Annotated in this window: 17 protein-coding genes and 3 tRNA genes; 10 read left to right on the forward strand and 10 right to left on the reverse strand. The window is 41.5% G+C overall.

What is annotated here, in order from left to right:
• Positions 1-16: 16 nt before the first annotated feature.
• The 7 genes from RG963_RS03015 to RG963_RS03045 all read left to right on the forward strand — a co-directional run bounded on the left by RG963_RS03015 (position 17) and on the right by RG963_RS03045 (position 9,652).
• Positions 17-397, forward strand: a complete 381-nt coding sequence (locus tag RG963_RS03015; RefSeq protein ID WP_310574800.1) for a hypothetical protein — start codon at positions 17-19, stop codon at positions 395-397.
• Between the two features lie 19 nt (positions 398-416).
• Complete coding sequence (locus RG963_RS03020; RefSeq protein ID WP_310574801.1) at positions 417-599, forward strand: HAD family hydrolase; 183 nt, start codon at positions 417-419, stop codon at positions 597-599.
• A 389-nt stretch (positions 600-988) separates the two neighbouring features.
• Positions 989-3,598 carry a valine--tRNA ligase gene (locus RG963_RS03025; RefSeq protein ID WP_310574802.1) on the forward strand — a complete coding sequence of 870 codons (2,610 nt, stop codon included), beginning with the start codon at positions 989-991 and terminating at the stop codon, positions 3,596-3,598.
• A gap of 530 nt (positions 3,599-4,128) precedes the next feature.
• The gene (locus RG963_RS03030; protein ID WP_310574803.1) at positions 4,129-4,497 is read left to right on the forward strand and encodes a DsrE family protein; all 369 of its coding nucleotides are present in this window, start codon (positions 4,129-4,131) and stop codon (positions 4,495-4,497) included.
• 607 nt (positions 4,498-5,104) lie between these two features.
• Positions 5,105-6,361, forward strand: a complete 1,257-nt coding sequence (gene hmgA, locus RG963_RS03035; protein ID WP_310574804.1) for a hydroxymethylglutaryl-CoA reductase (NADPH) — start codon at positions 5,105-5,107, stop codon at positions 6,359-6,361.
• Between the two features lie 710 nt (positions 6,362-7,071).
• Positions 7,072-8,814: a 2-oxoacid:acceptor oxidoreductase subunit alpha gene (locus RG963_RS03040; RefSeq protein ID WP_310574805.1), complete on the forward strand. Its 1,743-nt coding sequence runs from the start codon at positions 7,072-7,074 to the stop codon at positions 8,812-8,814.
• Positions 8,801-9,652 carry a 2-oxoacid:ferredoxin oxidoreductase subunit beta gene (locus RG963_RS03045; RefSeq protein ID WP_310574806.1) on the forward strand — a complete coding sequence of 284 codons (852 nt, stop codon included), beginning with the start codon at positions 8,801-8,803 and terminating at the stop codon, positions 9,650-9,652. Before RG963_RS03040 ends, RG963_RS03045 begins: the two co-directional genes overlap by 14 nt.
• Positions 9,653-9,775: 123 nt before the next feature.
• On the opposite strand, the gene RG963_RS03050 is transcribed toward RG963_RS03045, so the two are convergent.
• From RG963_RS03050 to hdrA, 8 genes are all read right to left on the reverse strand, one after another.
• Positions 9,776-9,958 (reverse strand): hypothetical protein, encoded by a 183-nt coding sequence (locus RG963_RS03050; RefSeq protein WP_310574807.1) that lies wholly within the window; start codon positions 9,956-9,958, stop codon positions 9,776-9,778.
• A gap of 247 nt (positions 9,959-10,205) precedes the next feature.
• Complete coding sequence (gene hacA, locus RG963_RS03055) at positions 10,206-11,438, reverse strand: homoaconitase large subunit (protein WP_310574854.1); 1,233 nt, start codon at positions 11,436-11,438, stop codon at positions 10,206-10,208.
• Between the two features lie 700 nt (positions 11,439-12,138).
• Positions 12,139-15,939, reverse strand: coding sequence for an anti-phage defense-associated sirtuin Dsr1 (dsr1, locus tag RG963_RS03060; protein WP_310574808.1), 3,801 nt, complete (start codon positions 15,937-15,939; stop codon positions 12,139-12,141).
• Positions 15,939-16,103, reverse strand: a complete 165-nt coding sequence (locus tag RG963_RS03065; RefSeq protein WP_310574809.1) for a hypothetical protein — start codon at positions 16,101-16,103, stop codon at positions 15,939-15,941. The genes dsr1 and RG963_RS03065 overlap by 1 nt, the downstream gene beginning before the upstream one ends.
• A gap of 139 nt (positions 16,104-16,242) precedes the next feature.
• Positions 16,243-17,079, reverse strand: coding sequence for a metal-dependent hydrolase (locus RG963_RS03070; RefSeq protein WP_310574810.1), 837 nt, complete (start codon positions 17,077-17,079; stop codon positions 16,243-16,245).
• 182 nt (positions 17,080-17,261) lie between these two features.
• The gene (gene hdrB, locus RG963_RS03075; RefSeq protein ID WP_310574811.1) at positions 17,262-18,203 is read right to left on the reverse strand and encodes a ferredoxin:CoB-CoM heterodisulfide reductase subunit HdrB; all 942 of its coding nucleotides are present in this window, start codon (positions 18,201-18,203) and stop codon (positions 17,262-17,264) included.
• The gene (hdrC, locus tag RG963_RS03080) at positions 18,157-18,867 is read right to left on the reverse strand and encodes a ferredoxin:CoB-CoM heterodisulfide reductase subunit HdrC (RefSeq protein WP_310574812.1); all 711 of its coding nucleotides are present in this window, start codon (positions 18,865-18,867) and stop codon (positions 18,157-18,159) included. Before hdrC ends, hdrB begins: the two co-directional genes overlap by 47 nt.
• Positions 18,864-21,281: a ferredoxin:CoB-CoM heterodisulfide reductase subunit HdrA gene (gene hdrA, locus RG963_RS03085; RefSeq protein ID WP_310574813.1), complete on the reverse strand. Its 2,418-nt coding sequence runs from the start codon at positions 21,279-21,281 to the stop codon at positions 18,864-18,866. Before hdrA ends, hdrC begins: the two co-directional genes overlap by 4 nt.
• Before the next feature lie 565 nt (positions 21,282-21,846).
• On the opposite strand from hdrA, the gene RG963_RS03090 reads away from it, so the two are divergent.
• Together RG963_RS03090 and RG963_RS03095 are read left to right on the forward strand one after the other, a co-directional pair.
• Entirely contained in the window at positions 21,847-22,248 is a 402-nt protein-coding gene (locus tag RG963_RS03090; RefSeq protein WP_310574814.1) for a transcriptional regulator, read from the forward strand.
• A 671-nt stretch (positions 22,249-22,919) separates the two neighbouring features.
• Positions 22,920-23,333: a transcriptional regulator gene (locus RG963_RS03095; RefSeq protein WP_310574815.1), complete on the forward strand. Its 414-nt coding sequence runs from the start codon at positions 22,920-22,922 to the stop codon at positions 23,331-23,333.
• Positions 23,334-24,039: 706 nt separating this feature from the next.
• Here the strand turns inward: RG963_RS03095 and RG963_RS03100 are convergent.
• Positions 24,040-24,116 (reverse strand) — tRNA-Ile (locus RG963_RS03100).
• Positions 24,117-24,179: 63 nt separating this feature from the next.
• Positions 24,180-24,256: transfer RNA gene (locus RG963_RS03105), tRNA-Ile, on the reverse strand.
• Positions 24,257-24,481: 225 nt separating this feature from the next.
• On the opposite strand from RG963_RS03105, the gene RG963_RS03110 reads away from it, so the two are divergent.
• A tRNA-Ala gene (locus tag RG963_RS03110) sits at positions 24,482-24,553 on the forward strand.
• Positions 24,554-24,702: the final 149 nt, after the last annotated feature.

A 24,702-nucleotide genomic window follows, 5' to 3' on the forward strand; every position in this document is an offset into this window, starting at 1 on the left:
CTAACAAACATTACAGATGACCAATGAAATTATATATGTCTTATTCCTAAACATATGGCTGCTTTTCCAGGGAGTGAGAATTGAGCCTGATCGACTCAGGGAAGAATACAGGCGGAAAGTCATAGTCAGGCTTGGAAGCTCAGGCCAGCAGCACCCGGATATTCGGATAGAAGAGATTTTTGCGGAAATCTGTGCCGAAAATGCTTTTAGAGAAGTTAATCCCTTCTGGCTTGGGATTGAAGCTGCCAGAACCTTCAGGACTGTATCTTTAAAAAAACTGGAAGCTTACCCTCAGAGTTCGCACCTGCTCGAAAAATACAGAAATGTTCCTAAATGCAGTTTCCAATGCCCAGAGGGTCTTTACGGAATAGGAACTTCGTTTTCTGGGCCTGTATGACCGCTTTAATTTCGTAATAATGTCTTCCGATCATGGTATAAAGAAACCTGACACGCGCCTTTTCACAATGGCTCTCGATCGCCTTGGACTTGAACCCCGGGAAGTGCTCTCAATTGGTGACACGCCCGAAAACGACATCTACCCACCCCAGAGTCTTGGAATGAATGGAATTCATATCCGTAATGCATGGAAATATTCATGAAAATGGGGGCGAAAAGTAGAGAAATCAGCCTTTTCTAAGCTGAATTTAAGCTGAACTTCTTTTTTATATTTTAGTCTAAAGGTATTTCTCTCCCTCTCAACACTTTTCCACAATTTTCTTGATAATTGTTATCTACTGGCTACATTGTTATCTTCTTAGAACATGAAATCGTCATTAAACTGATTCTAATCTCTTTTTATTCCTTCAAGTAGGTTCTGCGGATAAAAATGCAATCAATGAAAGCCAGATGTATATTCCTGATAGACATTGGATAGTCATTGAACGGTAAGAGATATTCACTCCATCCAAAACCAGATATATTTAAATAATCGCAAGCACTCTAAAACCCAAGAAATTCTTATACTATTTTCCAATCATGGAGTGTCTTTATGACAGAATCGGAAATTTCAAAAGAATATAATGCAAATGAGGTTGAGGAAAAGTGGATGGAGAAGTGGAACCTCTCCATGTACCACTTCAATTGGGGAGAAGATACCCGACCCCAATACATTATCGACACCCCACCCCCTTACCCTACAGGCAATTTTCACATCGGAAATGCGCTCAACTGGTGCTATATTGACTTTGTTGCCCGATATAAACGCATGCGCGGGTACAATGTGATGTTCCCTCAGGGCTGGGACTGCCATGGCCTGCCAACCGAAGTTAAGGTTGAAGAAACTCACGGGATAACTAAAAATCAGGTCCCTCGTGCAGAGTTTCGGAAAATGTGCAGGGAATTGACTGCGGGAAATATCGACAAGATGCGCAAGACAATGCTGCGCCTGGGTTTTTCTGTGGACTGGAGTAACGAATTTGTTACCATGGAACCCTCATACTTTGTAAAAACACAGAAATCTTTTGTCAGAATGTACAATAATGGATACATCTATCATGAGGATCATCCTGTCAACTGGTGCCCTCGCTGTGAAACTGCCATTGCTTTTGCAGAAGTCGAATATAATGAAGGGCAAACTAAACTTAATTTCGTCCACTTCGACAAGGTAGATATCGCAACTACAAGGCCAGAACTGATGGCAGCCTGCGTCGCAGTTGCAGTCAACCCTAAAGATGAGCGTTACAGCCAGTATATTGGTAAGGAGATTACAGTGCCCATCTTCAAGCAGAAAGTTACTCTGATTGCTGATGAAGCCGTTGAGCCTGAATTCGGTACAGGCGCTGTGATGATCTGTACTTTCGGGGACAAGCAGGACATACGCTGGTGGGTGAAATACGGGCTGCCTCTTGTAAAAGCAATTGATAAACAGGGCAAGATGACAGAAGCTGCAGGCAAGTACGAAGGCATGAGCATTACTGAATGCAGAGAAGCTGTCATTTCTGACCTCAAAGTCGCAGGTTTCCTTTATGACCAGAAGCCCCTGGAGCAGAATGTCGGGCTATGCTGGCGCTGTGACACTCCCATAGAGACCCTTTCCGGGCCTCAGTGGTTCGTAAAGATCGACCATGAGGGCATCCTGAAAGCTGCAGATGAAATTAACTGGTATCCTGAGTATATGAAAGTCAGGCTCCAGAACTGGACAAACACCATGGAATGGGACTGGTGTATTTCCAGGCAGAGAATCTTTGCAACCCCGATCCCGATCTGGTACTGCAAACAGTGCGGGGAAGTCATGATCGCAGAAGAGAGCTGGCTTCCGATTGACCCAAATGAAGCGGCCCCAAAGAAAGCATGTATCTGCGGATCAACTGATTTTGAACCTGAAACCGATGTGCTGGACACCTGGATGGATTCCTCGATTACGGCATTGCATGTCACTGGCTGGGAAAGCGAGCACAAACTCCGTCTGCCTGCACAGATACGTCCCCAGGGCCATGACATCATCAGAACCTGGTCTTTTTATACGATCCTTCGGAGCCTGGCCGTTGAAGGCAAGAAACCCTGGGACTCCATAATGGTCAACGGCATGGTGCTCGGGCCTGATGGGCATAAGATGAGCAAGTCCCTTGGAAACGTTATTTCCCCCGAAGAAGTAACCACACAGCACAGTGCTGATGCTTTCAGGCAGTGGGGTGCAGTTGGCGGCTCCACAGGTTCGGACGTAATGTTCCGCTGGAAGGATGTAGTTTCAGCTTCTCGTTTCCTCCAGAAGATGTGGAGCATCTATCGCTTCTCAATGTCTCACCTGAAGGACTTCGAGCTTGAAGATGTTGAAACATTCCCGACTGATTCCCTCCTTACAATTGATAGGTGGCTCCTGAGCAAGCTTAACAGGCTTGTGGACACTTCCACAAAAGAGCTTGACAGATACCAGTTTGATTCTACTTTTAAGGCCATAAGAGGTTTCGCCTGGGAAGTTCTTGCTGACAACTATCTGGAACTTGTAAAAGGCAGGCTTTATGGCGATGAGCCTGAAGGCAGGAGAGCAGCCCAGTACGTTCTCTACAGAACAATAAAAACTCTTTCGCTTCTGCTTGCGCCTTTCATACCTTTCTTTGCGGAAGAGTTGTATTCCAGATTTAGCAATGAAAGCGTCCACACACAGGCCTGGCCGGCAGTCGATGAAAAATTTATAAGTGAAGACGCCGAAGCCGCAGGAGAACTGATCAAGAACATTACAGGTGAAGTTCGCAGGTATAAGTCTGACCTGGGAATGGCTCTTAATGCTCCCCTGAAAAAGATCGAGATCTACAACGCAGATATTGATACAGGGGATATTGCAGGCGCTACAAACTCGGAAGTTGAGTTGATGGAAGGTGCTCCTTCCTTTGAATACGTGCCCGTGGAAGTTAAACCAAATATGGGCATTCTCGGACCCCGCTTCAGGAAAGATGCAGGTGCCGTTATAGAAGCCCTCAAGGCAGAAGTTCCTGCTGCTGTTGAATTCCAGGCAGTTTCGGGAAAAATAACCGTTATTGTAAATGGCGAACAGGTCGATATCGAACCTGAAGCCGTTGAGATAAGAAAAGAAGTAATCTCAGGCGGCAGGGAAGTCGATGTGATTGAAGTCAGAGGTGCGGTTGTTGTGATTGTAAGGTAAGCTTATGCTTACCTTTTTTCATAAAAATCTAAGTTATGATTCAAATACTGTCTATTTTTTCCAGCTTTTTAAGGGCATCTTAAGGTTGAATTTCATTAAATTCAACCCCCAACTTTAACCCTGCACGCCAATTATGAAATTAATTTTCTCATTCCTAACTGCAGTTTTATTTTCGGTGAGTTTCTAAACTGCCATAGTTGTCAGCTAGATTTTTGCAGTTATCTCCAATTTCGTGTTTATTTATGAAGCAGTTCGTCTTACTACTGTAGAGATTTAAAGAGTGATAAAATAAAACTCTTAGTTTACAACATAAATATGGCCCTCAAAAATTGATTCATTTTTAGGGGTTAATGAGCCTTATATAGAGTTAGCTAATCAGGTGTAACTATCCAGATTTCGCTGGTTTCCGGACAGAGGAATAAAATTATTTAACTAAAGTGAAAAAATGTATACTCTCACTTCCAATGTGAAACTTTATATACATCCAGGTAATCTGTTTCAGAAATGTATTATTTAGACCTGGAGTTCTTATGTCAAAAGTCAAAAAGGTATTACTACTGCTTAAAAATATGGTGTATGAAAGCACCAGCCCGCAGGAAACTCTCAAGTTTGCGAAGTATTACCGGAGTCAGGGACTCGATGTGCTTGTTATTCTATGGGGACCGATGGGAGTATTGCTTGCAAAGAAAGATAAAATAAGAGGATCACCCAAGTATAATGCAGCTGTTCAGGAATGCATAGATATGGGAGTAGAGTTCCGGTGCTGCCAGCTTGCCTCGGACATGATCGGGCTTAAGAAAGAAGAATTGATTCCGGGAATCGAATTTATATGTTCAAAAGATGTGGCCGGACTTTTTCTTAGATATACCGAAGAAAACCAGCTTATCATTAATTTCTAAGCCTGAAAGATCTCTAAAAATTATGTCCAGTACTTGATATTGATAAACACTGGCTTTAAACATTTAGATTCGTTTTGCTGTGATCTTTTCTTAAATAAGGTTTTCTTCAACCTACCTGTACTTCAACTCGACTATCTCCAATCACGGACATTTAAGTTTGAATTGGAGTGCTTAATTTCTCCGGACCTGAAAATTTCTCGATAAAATCTTAAATTTGATTCATAAATATTTATAACTATTTTTTCATTGTTTGTGTGAACCAACAAAGCTTTTTATATTCAATGCTATTTTTTTTATACAGTTTTAAAATACTAGAAAATGTAATATCAAGGAATGAACTATATTCCAATATACGTATAATTGGGATAAAAATGCATTTTATATAGAGCCAATCCCAAAACTCAAAGTTCACTTCTTTAAATCGCGTATTTTGAGTGACCAGTCGGGTTTTCAATCATGGAAGCAATCTTAAAAAATCTTAATGATTAAGAACAAAATGGGTTTTGGGCTCAGCTAATAAAATAATACTTCAACTAATATTCAATATTTTAATCTTTTAGTTAATTCATTTTGAGGATACGGGAAAATAATTTAAGCAGGTGGTTTCATGTTTCAAAAGGACTATGAACTAAATGAAGAAGATAAACTTCTTTTACAGAAAATCGTGGACGGAGATATAGCCTTTCGCAAGATTGAGGAATTTACAGACCCTTTAACAGCAGTAAAACTCAGAAGGCTTGCAATACAGGAGTTTGCAAAACTTGAGTTCGAGCATATCCAGAACTTTTCCCTTGATGTGGAAACCACAACTAAGAAAAATATTGAAAATATGATAGGTGCGGTTCAGATTCCTCTTGGAGTTGCCGGGCTTCTAAAAGTAAAAGGAGAATACGCAAATGCTGAGTACTATATTCCCCTTGCTACAACTGAAGGGGCTCTTGTTGCCAGTGTAAATCGCGGCTGCTCGGCCATTACGAAGTCAGGAGGAGCAAATGTCCGAATTTTTGAAGACGAGATGACCCGAGCTCCTGTTTTTAAGCTTGATAGCCTTGATAGGGCCAAAAAATTTTATGAATGGGTTAAGTGTCCTGAGATTTTCGAGCACATGAAAGAGGTAGCCGAAAAAACTACCCGCTTTGGAAAACTGCTCTCTGTAAAACCCTTTGTAACAGGTACATATGTATACCTCAGATTCTCGTACGATACAAAAGACGCCATGGGTATGAACATGGTGACCATAGCCACTGATGCAATATCGCACCTGATAGAAGACGAATTCGGAGCACATGCTATTTCTCTTTCAGGAAATATGTGTACCGACAAGAAACCGGCCTCAATAAGCACGATTCTCGGGAGAGGAAAAACTGTTGTAGCTGAGGTTACCATTCCTCAAGAAATCGTCAAGGAAACCTTAAAATGCACACCTGAGTCCATGTTTGAAGTAAACTACAGCAAAAATCTTTTAGGCTCGGCAAGAGCAGGAGCTCTTGGCTTTAATGCACATGCTGCAAATATTATCGCTGCTATCTACCTGGCCTGCGGACAGGATGCAGCTCATGTTGTTGAAGGCAGCACTGCAATTACGAGCATGGAACTTACGAAATATGAGGAGATTCACTGTTCTGTTACCCTGCCTTCTCTGCCTGTAGGAACAGTCGGAGGAGGTACTGGCCTTGGGACTCAAAGAGATTGCCTTAATATTCTTGACGTTGCAGGAGCAGGAGATATTCCCGGGAGTAATTCTCGAAAATTTGCAGAAATTGTAGCGTCTGCCGTGCTTGCAGGAGAGATTTCCCTAATTGGAGCCCAGGCTGCCGGACATCTGGCACGTGCTCACGCCCAGTTAGGCCGTGGAAAATTCTAAATTGAGGAATTAAAAAGTCTCTGGGTAAAGCTCTTAAAGTTCTATCTCAGTGCATGAGGAAACAAAGATAAATCCACCCTCAGCAGGAAAGCCCTTTAAGCAGAAAGCCCTCCAGGCAAAAAGTCCTCTTCCCCGGTAAGAGATCGCGGGGATAAGGACTATCTTTTAATTCCGTTTATTCTACCGTAATATTTTCATCTCTTTTTCTTATAAAGTTTGAGAATCTTAAAATTAAGTTACTTTATAAACTTTTGTATTACTTAAAATGAAGAGAATTCTATCTTCCTCTATTTATTCATCCTTTTTCTATCCCTCTTTAATTCTGAATTTGAGGTGGCTATATTTTGCTTTTTGATATTATACAGGATACTCCAAATGGACATATGGATATTGGGAATTGCTTTTATAGGCTGTATTCTTTTTTGGAAAGGCGCTTTATTTATTTTTATACTAAACTCCCGACTTTCTCCAGCCTTTAATTTCAGATAAGAGCGAGAAGCAAGATTACTTAAGGTCTAATAATAATATCTCTTCAAGGGAACTGAAAAGAAGAAAAGGTCAATTGAGTCAGTAACCGTAGAAAACTGGCCGGAAGAAATTTTTGTTTTGCTGCAATCATTTTTAAAAGGCCGTAAAAAATTCAAATTAATGAAATTGGAAACTTCTTTATATATAATTTAATTTGTCCGGAGAAAGTAAAAATAATAAAAATGTTGGAGGTTAAGTTTCTGGACTATACACTTCGAATAGGAGGAGAAGCCGGGCAGGGGCTACAGACAATAGGAGGAGCCCTTGCGAAAATCTTTTCCCGATTAGGTTACCATGTATTTACGCACCAGGACTACATGTCCAGGATACGGGGTGGACATAACTTTTACCAGATTCGCTTTTCTGACCAGAATATATCTGCCTCAAGAGAGACGATGGATATTCTTCTGGCTCTTGATCTGAACACTATAGAGATTCACACAAAAAGCGTAAAGGGCGGCGGATTTATCCTTTATGATTCCGAGACTGTCAAAAAGAAATTTGAAGAGCCTGAATTCGTAGATATCCCTTTCAAAAAAATAGCCCTGGATGTCGGAAAGAATAGCGTTATGGCAAATACCGTAGCAACCGGGGCAGTACTTGGACTGCTTGATCTGGGACTTGAAGTCCTTAAGGATATTTTAAGACAAACTTTCAGGCAGAAAGGGGACGAAATAATCCAGAGTAATATAGCCTGTGCAGAAGCGGGATATAAATATGCTCTTACAACTTGTTCCCGCTGCGAAACCTTCGAAATCCGTGAGCCTGAAGATAAAAGGCTCATGCTTATAACCGGACTGCATGCAATCGGGATGGGAGCTCTTATTTCCGGCTGTAAGTTTTATTCCGCATATCCTATGTCACCTTCAACAGGAATTATGGAATATTTTGCTTCCAGAGCAGAAGAATATCACCTGGTTGTTGAGCAGGCGGAAGATGAAATTGCAGCTATTAATATGGCTATAGGAGCTTCTTTTGCAGGTGTAAGATCCATGACAGGAACGTCTGGAGGAGGATTTGCTCTTATGGTAGAAGGACTTTCCCTCGTAGGTATGACCGAAACCCCTCTTGTGATTGCGGAAATGCAACGTCCTGGACCTGCTACGGGTTTGCCTACACGTACGGAACAGGGGGACTTGCTTTTTATCCTTCATGCAGGACATGGGGAGTTCCCAAGAGTAATTTTTGAGCCCGGAACCCCAGAACAGGCTTTCCACCTTACGAACAGGGCATTCGAACTTGCAGAAAAATATCAAATTCCTGTATTCATTCAGTCTGACCAGTATCTCGCGGAGTCCGAATGGACCTTTGAAAGCTTTGACCTGGAGAAACTGGTCTACAATGATTATCGGTTGAGGAAAAAAGACCTTGAAGGAGTGCAGGAATATAAACGTTTCAAATATTCAGATACGGGAATCTCCCCTCTTGCAATCCCGGGCGAAGCCGGAAAACACCTTGTCGTAGCGGACAGCGATGAACATGATGAAGAAGGACATATTATAGAAGATGGCGAAACACGTATCAAAATGGTCCAGAAAAGGTTGCTAAAGAAACTGCCACTTATAACGAAAGAAATCGAACCCCCACTTCTATATGGCGATATCTCTCCAAAAACAGTGCTTGTAGGGCATGGGTCTACCTACGGTGCAATAAAAGAGGTGGTTGATACCATTCCTAAAGATAAGAAAGTTGCGATGATGCACTTCAGCCAGATATACCCGCTTTCCGAGAGGGATAAATTCGATTATATTGCTGTTCTTGAGAACGCAGACGTTACTATCTGCATAGAAAACAATGCCACAGGGCAGTTTGCAAAACTTATAAAGGCAGAGACGGGCTTTGAGTTTTCCCATCAGATTTCCAAATATGACGGAAGGCCTTTTACTATTGAAAACCTGAAGGAGGAACTGCATGCCTACATCTGAAGATTACAACGGCCAGGTTCCTGCCTGGTGTCCGGGATGCGGAAACTTTCAGATTCTTTCGACCATCAGACACGCACTTGTCGAACTTGACATAGAGCCATGGGAAGTCCTTGTTGTTTCTGGGATAGGACAGGCTGGAAAACTGCCCCATTATATTAAATGCCATACGTTTAATGGACTGCATGGAAGAACCCTGCCTGTAGCTACAGCTGCAAAACTTGCCAATCATTCCCTTCATGTGATCGCAGTTGCGGGAGATGGGGACTGCTATGGAGAAGGAGGGAATCATTTCCTTCATGCAATCCGCCGAAATCCAAATATTACTCTGTTCGTGCATAATAATCAGGTCTATGGACTGACTAAGGGGCAGGCATCTCCTACTACAGCTCAGGGAACCTACACAACAATTCAGCCCTACGGTGTCCTTGAGGGATCAATGAACCCTCTTGCAATGGCAATTTCTCAGGACTGCAGTTTCGTAGCCAGGGGTTTTGCAGGAGATCAGGAGTATCTCAAAGAACTTATGAAGGCTGCGATAATACACAAGGGTTTTTCCCTTCTTGATATTCTTCAGCCCTGTGTTACTTTCAACAAAATAAATACTTTCAAGTGGTATCGGGACAGGATCTACAAACTCGAGGAAGATTATGACCCTTACAATCATGTAAAGGCGTTCGAAAGGTCCCTGGAATGGGGAGATAAAATTCCGAACGGCATCTTTTACAAAAAGGATCGAAATATACTTGAGGAGAGGGTACCGGCTATCCGGGAAAAGCCCCTTGTAAGGCAAAAGTTTTCTATCGAAGAAGTAAAGCACGAGATCGAAAAATTCTATTAAAATCTTATACTGTCTATTTTTTGTACAAAAAAAAATAAAAGATAGTGACGGGAAAAACCCGCACAGAGAATTAGAAGATATTAATTAGAAGATACTAATTATTGGGTCTAGCTCTTACACTTTTCAACGTAGATGAAAAAGCCCTTCTTTTGCCTTGTTAAGGTACTCGCTTGCTTCTTCAATTTTAGTGGCAGCTTCAAGAATATCTTCAGAAGCTTCGAGAAAACCATCTTTTTTGGCTTTCTGAGCCCATTCCCTAAAGCTCTGTATATGGCTTTCGTTATGCTCGATCCAGTGTTCAATCAAATGCGAAAGATTGTCGTGATTAAGTTCTTCAGTGATAGCTGTTCCCTCCTGTCCGAATATATGCAATTCATGGTATAAATTCCCGCTGGATTTAATTCAAAATTTTATACTGTCGCATGAATCCGATAAAAAGAGAGAATAGATTGAAATAAATAAAATAGTTTAAAAACCTGATTTCTACCTCTCAGGTTTCAAACTATCCTGCTCAAAATGTTCTTATTAAACTATTTCTGCTAACTGCTTAGATTCAAACGGACCTTGGATCGGTAATTTCGCCTGTTAGCGCCGAGGCTGCTGCAGTTGCCGGGGATGCCAGATAAATAAAACCGTCTTTTCCCATCCTGCCTTTGAAATTCCTGTTTGCAGTTGAAATGCAGACTTCTCCTTCCCCGAGCACTCCCTGATGGGCGCCAAGACAGGGCCCGCAACCGGGGGTCGCAAGAGTCACTCCTGCCTTCAGTAGAGTTTCCATTGTCCCGTTTTCAATTGCTGCAAGGAGAGTTGTGCGGGATGCAGGAATCACGATAGTCCTTACCGCAACTTTCTTTCCTTTCAGAACCGCTGCTGCGACCTCAAGGTCTTCAAGCCTTCCATTAGTGCATGTCCCGATAAAAACCTGGTCTATATGGGTACCTTCAACCTCTCCCACAGGCTTTACATTGTCCACCTGATGCGGGCAGGCTACCTGAGGCTCGATATCGTCAGCATAGTAGGTTAATTCCTTTACGTACACAGCATCCGGATCGGCATAAACAGGTTCATAAGGAGCAGCCGCTCTTTTATTCAGGAAATCGAAGGTCTTTTTGTCCGGCGGAACAATCCCGGTTTTTGCTCCCATTTCGATTGCCATGTTGCAGAGAGTCATCCTGCCGGCGACAGACAGTTCGCTAATCACCTGCCCGTAAAACTCGACGGCTTTATAGGTGGCACCGTCAATTCCGGTCTTTCCTATCAGGTAAAGGGTCAGGTCTTTTGCATAGACACCTTTCGAAAGGCTGCCTTCAACCGTCATCCTGAAACTTTCAGGAACCTTAAACCAGAGCTTTCCCGTGGCAAAGATCTCAGCCATATCGGTAGCCCCTACCCCTGTTGCAAAAGCCCCGAAAGCCCCATAGGTGCAGGAATGCGAGTCAGCCCCGACAATCAGCTTTCCAGGCAGGGCAAAGCCGTTTTCCGGAAGCACCTGGTGGCAGATCCCTTCTCCGACCTCATAAAAGTTCGGAATGCCCTGCTCTATTACCCATTCCCTGATCTCCTTTTGCAGGGTAGCTGAGGTCTCAGTGTTTGCAGGTGCGATATGGTCAAAAGGAATTACGATCTTTGAAGGGTCCCAGACCTTTTTCATTTCCATTTCCTTAAAAGCATTAACTGCAAGCACTGAGGTGCCGTCATGCGCCATTGCATAATCGATATCTGCCATAACAAAATCGTTTGCTTTTGCCTCTGTTCCCGCTGCCCGGGATAATATCTTTTCGCTAATTGTTCCCAAAAGTAAGTCTCCTGTCCGATATCAAATAATATGAAGTATGAGAAAAAATTCAGGTTCCTGAACTCAGTATAATGAAATATATATACTTAATGGATTTGTAAGTTGAAGGTTCTATAAAAAGAAGAGTTTTGAAAAGCATTTTTGAGAAAGACACGTAATAGCAGGACGCACCTACTCGTTCTGTCCGGCATCTGACACCAAGGTGATCAAAGTTGGCTCTAATAAAAATATGACATTTGAGCTTGATAATACCAAAGCCAGATATTAAGAAAAGTTGCCAAAAACTCGATTAAACTGAAGTAAACTGCCATGGGGTTGAAAAACCCATGGCTTTCTGCCTCATTTTATTTCAGTCGAATACCCCGCAGCTTGCAGCAGATTGCGCCAGCGCAACTTTGATTAAGATGGCGATTGATGTTGTTTTGTTTAGGCTGAATAGTTACTTTATTTTTTAACCATACCTCTTAGCTAAATCTGACTTTCCGCAGATGTCTTCAAAAAAATAACATTTTTCCTGTTCTCGTTTTTGGAGAAATATTCGAAAATTTGCAGTTATTATCTTTACTGAAGCTTAAGAAAATGGCTGCTATAAGTCCTAAATGAAGGCAAAAGGTCGAAAGTTTTGGAAAAAATTCAAAAACACATTTTGAGTAACCAAGTCGGTTTTCAGAAAAAACGATAGCAGGAAAAATTATGAAAATTGAAAGGACATCTGCGGAAAGTCAGCTAAATCATTTAAGCGAACAAAACGAGGATCGCTTTCAAGTTTCTCATTATTTTGTTTAATATCATTCAAACATTTCTGTAAATCCCTTAAAAGCCAATTTGGATCATTGCCAACAACCAAATCCAAAAATTTAAGCGCTTCTTCCGGAAATTTCGTACAGATCTTATTTTCATTCATGAGATCAAATAGGAGAGGTAGACTTTGCGACGGCTTGATCCAGTACTCTAATTCCTGTAATGCTTCTGGAAATGATTCATCAGCGGTCAAACACAATAGTGCAAAACTTTCTGATATTATAGGTGTTATTAAATTGGAATTCTTTGGCCAAATAGAGTGAAGATATGGAAGCACGCGATTATGCCAGTACTCCTTCCGACGGTCCCCCACACTGTCAAAAGAAGTAGCTAGTGTTTTGGCTGCCCTTTCTAGTCCTTCTACTGGCAAACATCCTGTCGCGTAGGTCAGTTCTTTGGTTGTAAAAATGTCACCAGGATCAAGGGATACAAATGTCAAAAACGCTGCAAACTGTCCTGCATGTTTGCGGAGTTCATGATAATGTTTTGCTCCCTCCAGAAAAGGTTCCTTTATATCTGCCAAAAGTGGTCGGTACAAGCGAGGAGACCACAGAAAACCTTCCCAGACCGCATTAGCTTCAGTAGATGAACTCCAGTTAAACAAAGGCAGAAGGTATTCTTTAGTCCAATTAGAATCAACACTATAAAGTGTTATGACGTGGGCAGCGAGTAAGACGCGTCCGTGTCGAAACTTGCCTATTTTTACGTTGCATATCTCCGTGAAAGTGGCTTTGAGTTCTTCTGATAAGAGTTGATCATCTTCCCGAGTCCGATACAACCATTGTAGTAGTGCATCTGTTACGATGCCTACAGGCCGATTAATGGCCTGCATAACAGGATCCTCCGAGTTATCTTCATCTGGGTAATCCTGTTCAAGAATGCGATGGCAAAGATTCAAGAAAATTTTTTCATGGCGTTCAAAACTCTTGGCAATGGCCCGTAGCCACCAACTCAGCTCATGAGCAAGCGACTGTATAATCTCACCAGGCGCATCGTTCAGAAAAGGGCCCATATCGAGCCATGATTCATTGTTGGTCTTGTCTTCCGACCAAGCCATGAGTGCCTGCTTCCAACGTCCAATAATCCATTTACCTTCTTTAGACAACTTACACAGAGCGCTGGATGTAGTAGAGAAGTCATCTCTGCAACGCTGACTCCAGTCATCTTCCTCCCAATAATCGGGATTTTCGTGTTTCTTGAGCCATTCAACCAGTTCTGTAAAGTCCTGTGGTGTGCGAGAAAATTTTTGCCACTCGTCCCCTCCTCCCTTCCAGAACGGAAACTCGTCTCTTTCATCTTCGGCCAGTTTCCAACTCGGATATTCTTGATTCAATTTATCCAATTTGGCATTGGCTAGCTCACTCAACTCCCCACCGACAGCCTGAAATTTCGCAAGACGCAACCATACCATCTGATTCACATAATATTCCCACTTTTCATCCTCAAGACCTTCTCTGAACATCTCACGTGGTGGTCCTATCAGAATAGCCTGCTCCAGTTCAAGCGCCTCAGAAGAAACAATTTTTGGTGCCAAAGTGACTAATAGACGCATTGCCTCGCGTCGTGTCTCCACTGCCCACAGCCACCAACAATTATCTCCCAGTAGCCAGTCAAGAGCTTGTCGATGTGAAATCACTTCATCATGTGGAGCAGCAAATAGTGCTAAACGCTTAAATACTGGATAAGATTGCTGCCACCAACCTTCGGCGGCATGTCTAGCCTTTTTAGAATCACTTTTCGCAGTTGCCAGCCATGCATCTCTTGTAAATATAATCAGAGCCGTCCAATCATGGAGATTGCTATTTTGAGAGTGTTGACTGATGGAAGGTTGTTCTATATAAGACAAATCATGTCTGTCATTCGCATCGCCTAATTCCCTTGCCAAATCCAATGCATCACGCAATAACAATGTGAAATCTTGTAAAAGTTCTGGCAAAACGTCCTGGTAATTCTGACTTGCTGACCATTTATCTATCAAATGATGCACATAATTACTTTGTAATACAAGGTCACAATTAACTAAATCTTTAATACTCACTGGCTTAGATGAGACGTATACATTCTCAATTAAATTGAAAGGTGCTCCCAAGGTCACCCGAGGTGCCAGATTATCACGAAGTTCCATACGCAAAGAAGGTGTCAACCCCTCTCTTTTGATAAGGTCTACACAATGATATAAGTTTGAATGACCTGACTGTTGTAATTTAATCCTTCCGGTCATAAAGAGTCTCCATAAAGTTCTCATTGGTGGACCGGGAATGGCATTAGGTGCATCTGCAATAATACGATTAATTTCGTCTTCTCCCCCGTTTGCTACAAGGCGATCCAATTCATCTAATCTATTGGAAATTTGATTGATGAATTTTTTATGCAAATGATCCCCATATCTAGCAAGCCAAAGAATTAGTTTTGGATCACCGAGATGTCGAATGAGCCAACGGGACAAATGACTCATTACAAGATCAAGGTCGCTATTTTGTGCTCCATTATCAACAATGCACATCCAGGGTGAACGCGTATATGGTGTTGGACGGTGAAATATACTGAAACGTAAATCATTATTTTCAGTGCTGTTAGCAGCAACCCCGAAACGTGATAAATCTCGATGTTCAAACTGCTTTTCTGAGAGCGGCTCCAACCATTCTAATGGAGGCACAGGATTCAGATCGGCAAAGTGTTTCGCTGCCAAATCATCTGTTAGTGCCCAGAGTACTCGACAGACTGCATAATCTGTTCGTGATGGAGCCAGTGGTGGGGTTCTTGCGTGCTGCGAGATAATCATCTTTTTGCCCTGAACACCGTCGTGGTAGGTATCAGCCCACTCTTTTAAAGTCCTATGAAGCGCAGAGTGATCATGCGTGCCAGCAGGCACCTCATAGAGCAGGGGGATGACACCTTTCGTTTCCCATTCAATCTTTGCCTTTTCTCTTTCTCCATTGTAATAACATGCAAAAGCAAAGGCTTCGGGCCGGGTTTCGCCAAGTAATTCATCTGCCGCAAATGCATCCATCATGTAGCGCAAGACCGGATCGTTAATTCCATATCCAACGAAACAAACCGTGTAATGTCGAAACAGCTCGGTGACGAAACGAGATGCCCATCGTTCATTGAGATAGGCCAGACCAAAATCCCCGCTAGTGAAAACGAGTCGATTAAGTTCAGTTTCGTCAAAAGAATCAGGTAACAATCCGTGAAGATACACAATTCCATCCCAGCGGTTTTTTTTGGGAATGGGTAAAAGAGGTGCAGAATAAATTGGAATGTCCATATCGTCTTTTGTAATTATATGTTGAAAAAGTTGGTCAAAGTTGGTCGTGACTAGCCGGACTTTACCCTTGCGATTAGTAGCTAATTGAATCAGAGCTTTGTGGGTTATTGTAGAGTCGTCTTTAATCTGTGATGGAGTGAGAACAGTAGCTAATGCTTTTCTTACCGCAATGCGCTGGCCGGGATGGCGGCGTTCCAATAAATCTAATGTTGTGTCAAACTGCTTGTTGGCATAAGTTTGCTGTTCCGTGGAAGTCTTTGTAGTGCCAAGTTTTTCATATATTTTATCAACTAAACCTTGGAAACCAGGAAGGCCCGCAGGGTAGGAAATACCGGCACCACAAAAAAAGACGATTCTTCCTTCTTCATGTGCTTCCAATAGACTTTCAGGGATGTCTGGACCATTGACGATAAAGGCAGGCATCAGAGCACCACATCTCCTTTTGCAAAGCCTTGGAGAAAGATTTTTCCTATAGTGCCGTCATCAAATTCCTTATACTCGTTTTTGAGCAGAACACTACACAAGCTATCATCACAATCTGCTTTAATGGATTTTATTACTTCAACGTGTCCAAGTTGAGTCACCATATGATTCTCCTTCTATTTTCCACTATATTCTTTAATTTACTTTTACCTTCCGGGTTTTTTTCAGTCCTAAAAGCAGATTGAAGCCATTGTTCCTTCTTTTTCTTACAGCGTTTTGCTTCCCAATTCCATCTACCACTCTCTAATTTCCGTATCTTTTTTTCCTTCTTTTTCTTACAGTATCGTGCTTCCCAATTCTATCTACTGCTCTCTCTAATTCTCGTACCTTTTTAGCATCCTGCATCCATAGGTTATCGTTATCGATCTTTGCGATAAGAAATATCAAACCCCATATTAACGTAACAGCTGCAAAAATAAAGAGATAAACAGCCGGTTCGTTTACATCTATAGTTCCCAGTGAATGAAAGATCAACAGTATTGCAGAGAAAAACAATAGGAAAACTCTGTATAAAAAAGGCCTGATATCCTTTTTTCCTTCTATTTTGTTACCTGTGTAAATACTACCTTTTAACTCACCGGTCCCAAATGGAAATAACCACTTGATGCCGGAAACCGTGCAGGAATCTTCGAGTAGGTGTAAGAATTGACCAGATATCAAACCTAAAAATAAGAAACCTATAAGAGTAGCATTTATTTCATGGAAAATAAAATAGCCAACTATTGTTGTCAACAGAGTGAGTAAAAAAGAACTTATGAATACCCCAATCGGAGAATGCATTACGCCTCTATGTTGCTCCTCTACTACGTATTCAAGATTCATTTTTTCTTTAAAATTGAAGAAGCTGAAAGAAAAAACTATCAGCTTATGAAGAGGAACCATGATATAATAAATGATTTTGAAATCATAGTGTAACTTGGGCTTTCCATCACTGTCTGCATCAGGTGCCAGCGAGCCTATGAGAGCAGCCACAAGTACACAGAGGGCGTATACAGGCTGCGAGTTCTCTGAAAATATCAGTGGAATCGTAAATGGAAATACTGTTCCAAGTGTTATAGAAACATGATCTTTACCCAACATATCAAAAAATATATGTCTAATTCTATATCAATTTATTTTATAAGTTATTGGGGAAATCTCAAATGAATATTCTGAGATAGAAGATCCCCCTCTGAATTCAGAATGGAATTCTTATACAGGCGAAGTTTTAAGCACACTCAAAACTCATATTTATTGCAGCTTACAGATGTAATAAAGTTCTTTTACTGGCAGTACTTTTCCAGAAATCCTTCTAGAGGCACGGAATGAGTCTGGAAGCCGCATACTTTGTAGGGGTCAGCGCCCATGGAAAGGGCTACGAACTGGGCAATATTCATGTGCACCATATCATATTTTACGCCAAACTCTTTTTCAATAACTGGCTGGTAGCGGTCGTACTGGATATGGCAATTCGGACACATATGGATCATAAGCTCTACGCCTGCTTTTTGAAGGCTATCGAGTTTAGTCTTTGTCACCTGAAGGGAAGTATTTTTATTAAGGTGGAGCTGAGAAAAGCCCATCCCACAGGTAAGAGTGCGGTCTTCGTACCAGCGAACCATATCGGCTCCGCAGGCTGCGGCTATAGTGTCTATTAACTGAGGGTTCTCAGGGTTGCCGAGGACATCGAGATACTTTACTTTATAGTAGTGGCAGGCATGGTGGGCTGCAGCTTTGACCCCTGAGAAGTCGAACTTCTTCTGCTCCTTGATCTTGTCGGCCTTACTTAATAGAATCTCTACTGCATGGTAGAAGTTTGTCCTTACATTCATATCGTCTTTTTCATAAACGAGGTCTTCAAGGCCGTGCTCTCTGAAGATGGAATTAACTTTTTCCCGGACCTCGGTATTATTGTTAAGAACTTCACAGGCTTCCTTGTTTATGGCATAACAGGTTGAGCAGAGGCAGGTTATATTAGGATAGCCGCATCTTTTTGCGACTGCGAAGTTCCGGGCTGCAATAGCTGTTGTTGTCAGTCCTTCAAAGATGTCAGTATAATGTCCTATCCCTGTGCAGCAGGACTGCTCATCGTTTATACAGTAATCAATTCCAAGTCTATCGAACACGTAACGAGTGGAAGTTTCTACTCCCGGGTACTCCTGCCCGACCATACAGCTTTTAAATAATAAGAGCTGCCTGTCCGGTATATTCTCTATCGTTTTCAAAGCTGAAATCTCCGCTCTTGTCTTCTTTTTTCACACATTGGTTCTTCAGGAGCTGATGCAAACGTTTTTCCTGAATCTTTGCTTTGAGCCATTTTTCTCTTTCAAAATAACCTGTTCCTTCAAGAATAGCCTGAACTTCTCCATGGGTATTCCTGATATCCCTGGAACTGAGCCCTAGTTCGACACGGATTGATTCAATATTCTTTTTAAACTTTATCCAGTGCTCTCCGAGGTCCCTCTCCATATTTTTGACTCCGGGGCCCGGAATCTTGCTGGCTCCGTTCTCGGCAAGATATTCTCCTATCTCAAGGAAGTAGGCAAGTTTCTCAACCCCTATGCCCTCGTTTATAGCCATCTGCCTGAGCACCTGTACAATTGTTACAGGGCTATTATTCCTGGGACAACGCAGGTTACAGGAATAGCAGTAGAAGCAAGACCATATCATTTCGGACTCAAGCACACTGCGGTCGTTTTCTAGTACCTTTTTCACGATCTGGCGAGGGCTGTAATCAGTAAAGCGGGCTGCTGGACAGGAAGCAGTGCAGGCTCCGCACTGGATGCAGCGGTCAAGCCCAAGAGAATCGGGTGTCCGGATGCTTTTCTTTGCAGTCTCTGCAAGAGTTTTACATTCCGGAGTATCGTATTCGTTTACATATGGCATCATTTGATCATCTCTCCTTCCCGGGCAAGGCTGGTAAAAGTGCCTGCAAGCCCTTTTGTATTTGGAACATAAGCTTTTTTGAAATAGAGCCGGTTTCCTGAATCTCCCAGCTCTTTTTTTAATTTCTCGAAATGGCTGACAGTTAAAGGATATACAATCTCGGCTTTAGGGCTGTCAGGGGGATCTTCAATAAAGAGTACAGAAGATGCCCCACATTTGAAGGCGTGAAGTAGCAGATCTTTGTCCACAACAAGGTTTGTGGGTACCTTGATCAACTTGACATTTGAGGGATAGCTCAGCACGCTATTTCCTATATTATCGCAGGTCAAGGATGCAATCCCGCTGTTTACGAAGCCAAGCAGGTCTCCCTCTTTAAGTATACCCTCAATTTCGGCTTTTAGCTGAGTTTTCGTGAAGCTTGCGATCTGAATAGCCCCGTTTTGACAGAGTTCAGTGCAATATCCGCAGCCTGTACAGACCAGCGGGTCTACGACAATCTTTCCATTCTCTTTTAAAGAAAAAGCATCAAACGGGCACTTGAGACATTCCTTACACTGAGCACAGAGAAGCTGGTTTATAGTCGGAATTTCATTTACCAGTGCTTTTGGGCTGTCCGCAATAAAGGCCCTTCCTCTTACCGCTGCAAGCCCTGCCTGGGAAATAGTGTCTGTAACATCTTTAGGGCTCTGAGCAGTGCCGCAGACAAAGATCCCGTCGAGTGAACTATCTACAGGTTTCAATTTCGAATGTCTCTCCTTAAGAAAGCCACTTTCGTCCTGGCTCAAGTTCAGTACACTGGCAATTTTTCTGGTCCCTCTGGAAGGGATCATGGCTGCAGAGAGTACAACGAGATCTGCAGGAATCTCCTTTATCCTCTGGTCCAGGGTATCTTCAATTCTTACAACAAGACTCTTATCCGGCTTTTCCACAATTTCGGCAGGTCTTCCCCTTACAAAGTTGACTCCCATATCCTGGACTGCGCGATAGTAATTCTCGTAGAAACCAAGAGCTCGCAGATCAATATAGCAAATTGTTATTTCTGTGCCTGGATATTTTTTGAGTATCAGGCTCGAGTGTTTTAGGGCTGCCATGCAGCAGTACCTGGAACAGTAACGATTTCCACCTTCTTTTTCATCTCTCGAACCCACACACTGGATCATAACTATTCTTTTAGGTGTTCCGGTTCCATTTGAGTTGTCAGAAGGATTGTCAGAGGAATTCTTACTTCCACAAGTGCCTGTTGAAGATCGGACAGCCTCACAAGCCATGCTGAAATCAGAAGGCTTGAGCAGCATCCCTTTTGTAGGGCCGTTAATTCCAAGCATTCTGGCGAGTTCCATCTGCGTCATCACGTTTTTGAAAATCCCGTACCCGTACTGAGGTTTTTGGGATGCATCATACTCGTCAAAGCCGGTAGCAACAATAACTGCACCAACATTGAGGTCAATAATCTCTTCCTTTTGCAAAAAATCAATTGCTCCGGATTTACAGACCTCTGCGCATTTTCCGCAGGTTTCACCATTCAGCTGCAGACAGTGATCAGGATCTATGCAGTAAGTCTTCGGCACTGATTGGGAAAAACGCAGGGAAATTGCTTTTTTGTCCATGTGTCCGCAGTTGAACTCATTTTCAACCAGGACAGGACAGACATGGCTGCATCGACCACAGCCGGTACATTTATCCTGCACGTATCTCGGTTTTTTCCTGAGCCTGACCGTGAAGTTGCCGGCGCTTCCGCTTAAGCGATCCACCTCAGTCCAGGTTAGAAGGGTTATTTTCGGGTTAGCTACTACCTCATTCATCAGTGGGCTAAGTGAGCACATTGCGCACTCTTCCGCAAGCTTGTCAGGAGAAAAGACCTTGCCTATTTTTGCCATATTCCCACCTATACTGGAATCTTTCTCAACGAGGTAGGTGGAAATTCCATTATCTGCAAGGTTCACTGCCGCAGTTATCCCTGCAATCCCTCCGCCAATAACGAGGGCCTGTGGAGCGATGTCAACTTTTATTTCTTCAAGGGGCTCGATATTTTCCAGGCGTCTGAGTTTTCCCCGAAGAAGTGAGAGAGCTTTTTCAGTAGCTTCGGCTTTATCTGGATGTACCCAGGCACAGTGTTCCCTGAGGTTTGCAATTTCGAGCATTGCTCTGTTAAGTCCTGCCTCCTGAATACATTTTTTAAAAAGAGTGCCATGTTTGGAAGGAGTACACGAGCCTATAACTATCCGGTCCAGGTTCCCTTCAGAGATCTTATTTTTGATCAGGGTCTGTCCCTCTCTTGAACAAAGATACTCGTAATCGAAGACTGGAACCCCTTCTGCCTGCAGGGTTTTCTTAAGATAATTTATATCAATATGTTCGGAAATATTCCCACTGCAATGGCAGATAAATACAGCGGTTTTGTCCAGGGCAGCATTCATTATACTAAATCTTTCAGGGATTTGTATTTAATACTTACCAGAATAATAAAAATATTGTCACAAAAAGGAAAGAATACAACAAATATTAACCCAAAAGAGACATTTTTCGAGAGAAACGTACACTTAAACTCTCCCTCTACTTTATTCTGATTATAATTATATTCCTGAACAAAGAAATACTATAATAAGAAATGCATTTCTTCTATATAAATAAAAGCTTGCAGGAATCTGGACTCTATAACTTATTTTTCTTCCTGTATTTTCCAGGGTATTAATGTATAAGAGTTTAGGACCTCCTATTGTAAGAACTCTTTTATAGGCATATAATTATATATATGGAGAAAGTATTATTATTATTATTATTTAAATCAACTGAGGAAAACAGATTTTGTGAGATACTCCCACAGATCCGAAACTCATATAAATAGAAATATATTTTCTAAGGCAATAAATAACTCTTTGAAAATAACTTATCTAAAATAATATGTTTCTATTGATCTGGTAATACTGGATAAAAAAGGATATCGAAAGCAAGTGGAAGTTATTCTTTCGGTATAAACGGTAGATGATAGTTGTGGCAGATGATGGGTTTATATTAGAGGACAGCGGCTTTAAAATGGGAGAGGTTGAATACGAAATGGTGGAGCTTTTGAGAAGTCTTAATATCAACAGACCAGTTGCTCTCACTCTTGCGTGCCTCTCCAAAGGAGAAGAAATTTCTTCCCAGTGTATCGAAATGGTATCAGGCTTGAGACAGCCTGAAGTCAGCATTGCAATGCGCTATCTTCGCGAAAATGACTGGGTAGACATGCGAGAAGAAAAGAAGAATCAGGGCAAAGGCAGGCCGGTTAAGCTGTACAAACTAGTTGTCCGAATGGAAACAATTGTTGACACAATAGAAGAAAACGTGATGGCTCAAAGTAAGGCCGTGCTCCAGAACATAGAACGCCTTAAGAATCTTTCCTGAAAGTCGATTTAGAAGCTGACATATCAGAAGCATTTTTCATAAAAATTACAGGAAAATTTTATTCTCATTATAATATCCCGGTCCTAACCCGGAAATAGTTTCTCACATCATATCTAAATATAAAGTAATTCAAACTTTATTTACATTCTTATAACATCTCTTTTTTCATCCAAAACTGAATTTTAATAATACAAAACTGAAATCTTTCAAATACAAAGTATAAAATACAAAAGTATACCAAAAAGAAACATTTCAGTAGATATGAAAAGTGCGTCTCGCGAGCTTAATTAAATTTCACTTTAATAGGGTTCTACAGCTTCTTTTCACATCCAACTAATTTTAGTAAGCTAACGCTGAAAAAAACACTGTAGCTCATTTCAGGTCTTCCTCAATGTCGAATTCTTTTTTTTTGAATGTTACTATTTTCAGGGCAGATTGGAGTTTTTTAAAGAATTTCATGGCAACTTGCAAATATTTTCACATTAGAAAACCGAAGTTGTAAACCTGAACCGATAAATATATACAGCAATATACAGCATCTGCTGGGTGCATCCAGAACGATTAAACAGTAAAAACACTCTCAAATATGAGTATAAATCGATAAATATTAAACTGAAACATAAGTAGATATTTATATTAATTGACTCTATAATCGTTCTTCGGGTGATTAAATGGTAGATGAACGTGGTTTAGCTATAGAATTTGCTAACCTAAAGGATGAGACCCCAATAACCATGGGATCAAGCGAATATGAAATGATAGAATTATTCAGAAGAATCAATGTCAGCAGGCCAATTGCTCTTACTCTTACCTGTCTTGCAAAAGGAAGGGAAATTTCTTCCCAGAGCATTGAAATGATATCAGGCCTGAGGCAGCCTGAAGTCAGTGTCGCAATGCGTTACCTCCGCGAAAACAACTGGATTAATATTCGGGAAGAAAAAAAATCAAAAGGTAAGGGCAGACCGATAAAGCTGTACAGGCTCATAGTCCCAATGGATCGCATTGTCAGTAAGATTGAAGAAGAAATCATAGCCGAAAGTAGACTTGTGCTGAGGAATATCGAACGCCTGAAGCACATTGCCTGAAATTTATGATAGGGAATAGAATGGCCCTGGGACTCGATGCGAGTTTCATACAAGAAAGTATCTTGACTCTTACTATTCAAAGCCGTCCTGTCTTGAAGGGGATTCATCCCTACCCCAACTTTTTACTAACTGCCAACTCTTTTGCTTCAATAAATATTCCTTATTAACAACTCTTTTCTCAAAAGCATCTTTCGTTAAAATTTAATTTTCCTGTCTTAGTTTATTTTTTCTTGTCTGAACTTATGTTCCCTGTCTGAGAACTTGATCTCGATTAATTTTCAGAGCTTAATCATATCTTCAACTATAAGCCACTCATAAGTTACGGAGTTAAATTTCATTAGTAAAAGGAAAGAAAGAGAAAATGATTATAAAAAATATACGTAAATAAAGAGATGGGTAAAGTATGAAAATAAAATATAGAAACCGGTAGATAGAATATGGCAGATTGAATATAAGAGGATCCCATTTGGATTCGGTTAAGGTTTAAAACGTCAAAAAGTGTTATTTTTTATGCCATATATCTAAGAATTCAGTTGGAAAATCGCTATACGTGGTATTCGAAGTTATGCATAAAATTCGTTAACCAACGCTAAAAGAAGAGGATCCTAAATATAAAATTAAGAGAATCTAAAAGCGAAAGAAAAATAAGGATTCATAAAATCGGACAACAGAATAAAAGAAATGTGGTAGAAATTCAAAGAAAATGTGGTGGGCCCGCTGCGATTCGAACGCAGGACCTCACGGTTATCAGCCGTGCGCTCCACCAGGCTAAGCTACGGGCCCTAATTGAAGGGTAAATGCAGTTATAAAACCTTAAATTTCTCTGGAAAAGAGATTATTAAATTATGGTGGGCCCGCTGCGATTCGAACGCAGGACCTCACGGTTATCAGCCGTGCGCTCCACCAGGCTAAGCTACGGGCCCATATATCAGGTTTTTTCGATTTATCAGACTTGAAAGGCTTTTTCGGGAAAGCGTCCCAATCAGACAACACTTTTAATACTCAATTTACTACTTATAACTTTTGCTTGAATATTTTTAGTTTCAGAGATCCAAAAATTTATTTACAGGAAGCCGAGCAGGACTGGCGACAGTTTTATATAAGATATTGAGTGTATGAGGGAATGCTGATAAAGCAGAGCCTGATATGGGCCGGTAGATCAGGGGTAGATCGCTACCTTGGCATGGTAGAGGCCTCGGGTTCAATTCCCGACCGGTCCACTTAAAAATATTTGACAGTCTAGAGCACTACTATTTTTATACTTTTTTCATGCTCATTCATAAAGTGTTAATGGAAACAAAAAACAAGGTTTTTGGATAAAAATAATTTGAAAACGTAACACTACTCATACGTAAAACAGGTTTTCAAG

This window comes from Methanosarcina baikalica (assembly GCF_031461075.1).
Lineage (GTDB): Archaea > Halobacteriota > Methanosarcinia > Methanosarcinales > Methanosarcinaceae > Methanosarcina > Methanosarcina baikalica.

Coding starts and splice junctions, on each gene's coding strand:
- RG963_RS03020 (WP_310574801.1), top strand. CDS start 417: ATGTCTTCCGATCATGGTATAAAGAAACCTGACACGCGCCTTTTCACA.
- RG963_RS03070 (WP_310574810.1), bottom strand. CDS start 17,079: ATGTTGGGTAAAGATCATGTTTCTATAACACTTGGAACAGTATTTCCA.
- hmgA (WP_310574804.1), top strand. CDS start 5,105: ATGTTTCAAAAGGACTATGAACTAAATGAAGAAGATAAACTTCTTTTA.
- hdrA (WP_310574813.1), bottom strand. CDS start 21,281: ATGAATGCTGCCCTGGACAAAACCGCTGTATTTATCTGCCATTGCAGT.
- RG963_RS03030 (WP_310574803.1), top strand. CDS start 4,129: ATGTCAAAAGTCAAAAAGGTATTACTACTGCTTAAAAATATGGTGTAT.
- RG963_RS03065 (WP_310574809.1), bottom strand. CDS start 16,103: ATGGTGACTCAACTTGGACACGTTGAAGTAATAAAATCCATTAAAGCA.
- hdrC (WP_310574812.1), bottom strand. CDS start 18,867: ATGATGCCATATGTAAACGAATACGATACTCCGGAATGTAAAACTCTT.
- RG963_RS03040 (WP_310574805.1), top strand. CDS start 7,072: ATGTTGGAGGTTAAGTTTCTGGACTATACACTTCGAATAGGAGGAGAA.
- RG963_RS03025 (WP_310574802.1), top strand. CDS start 989: ATGACAGAATCGGAAATTTCAAAAGAATATAATGCAAATGAGGTTGAG.
- RG963_RS03090 (WP_310574814.1), top strand. CDS start 21,847: ATGATAGTTGTGGCAGATGATGGGTTTATATTAGAGGACAGCGGCTTT.
- RG963_RS03015 (WP_310574800.1), top strand. CDS start 17: ATGACCAATGAAATTATATATGTCTTATTCCTAAACATATGGCTGCTT.
- dsr1 (WP_310574808.1), bottom strand. CDS start 15,939: ATGCCTGCCTTTATCGTCAATGGTCCAGACATCCCTGAAAGTCTATTG.
- RG963_RS03045 (WP_310574806.1), top strand. CDS start 8,801: ATGCCTACATCTGAAGATTACAACGGCCAGGTTCCTGCCTGGTGTCCG.
- RG963_RS03095 (WP_310574815.1), top strand. CDS start 22,920: ATGGTAGATGAACGTGGTTTAGCTATAGAATTTGCTAACCTAAAGGAT.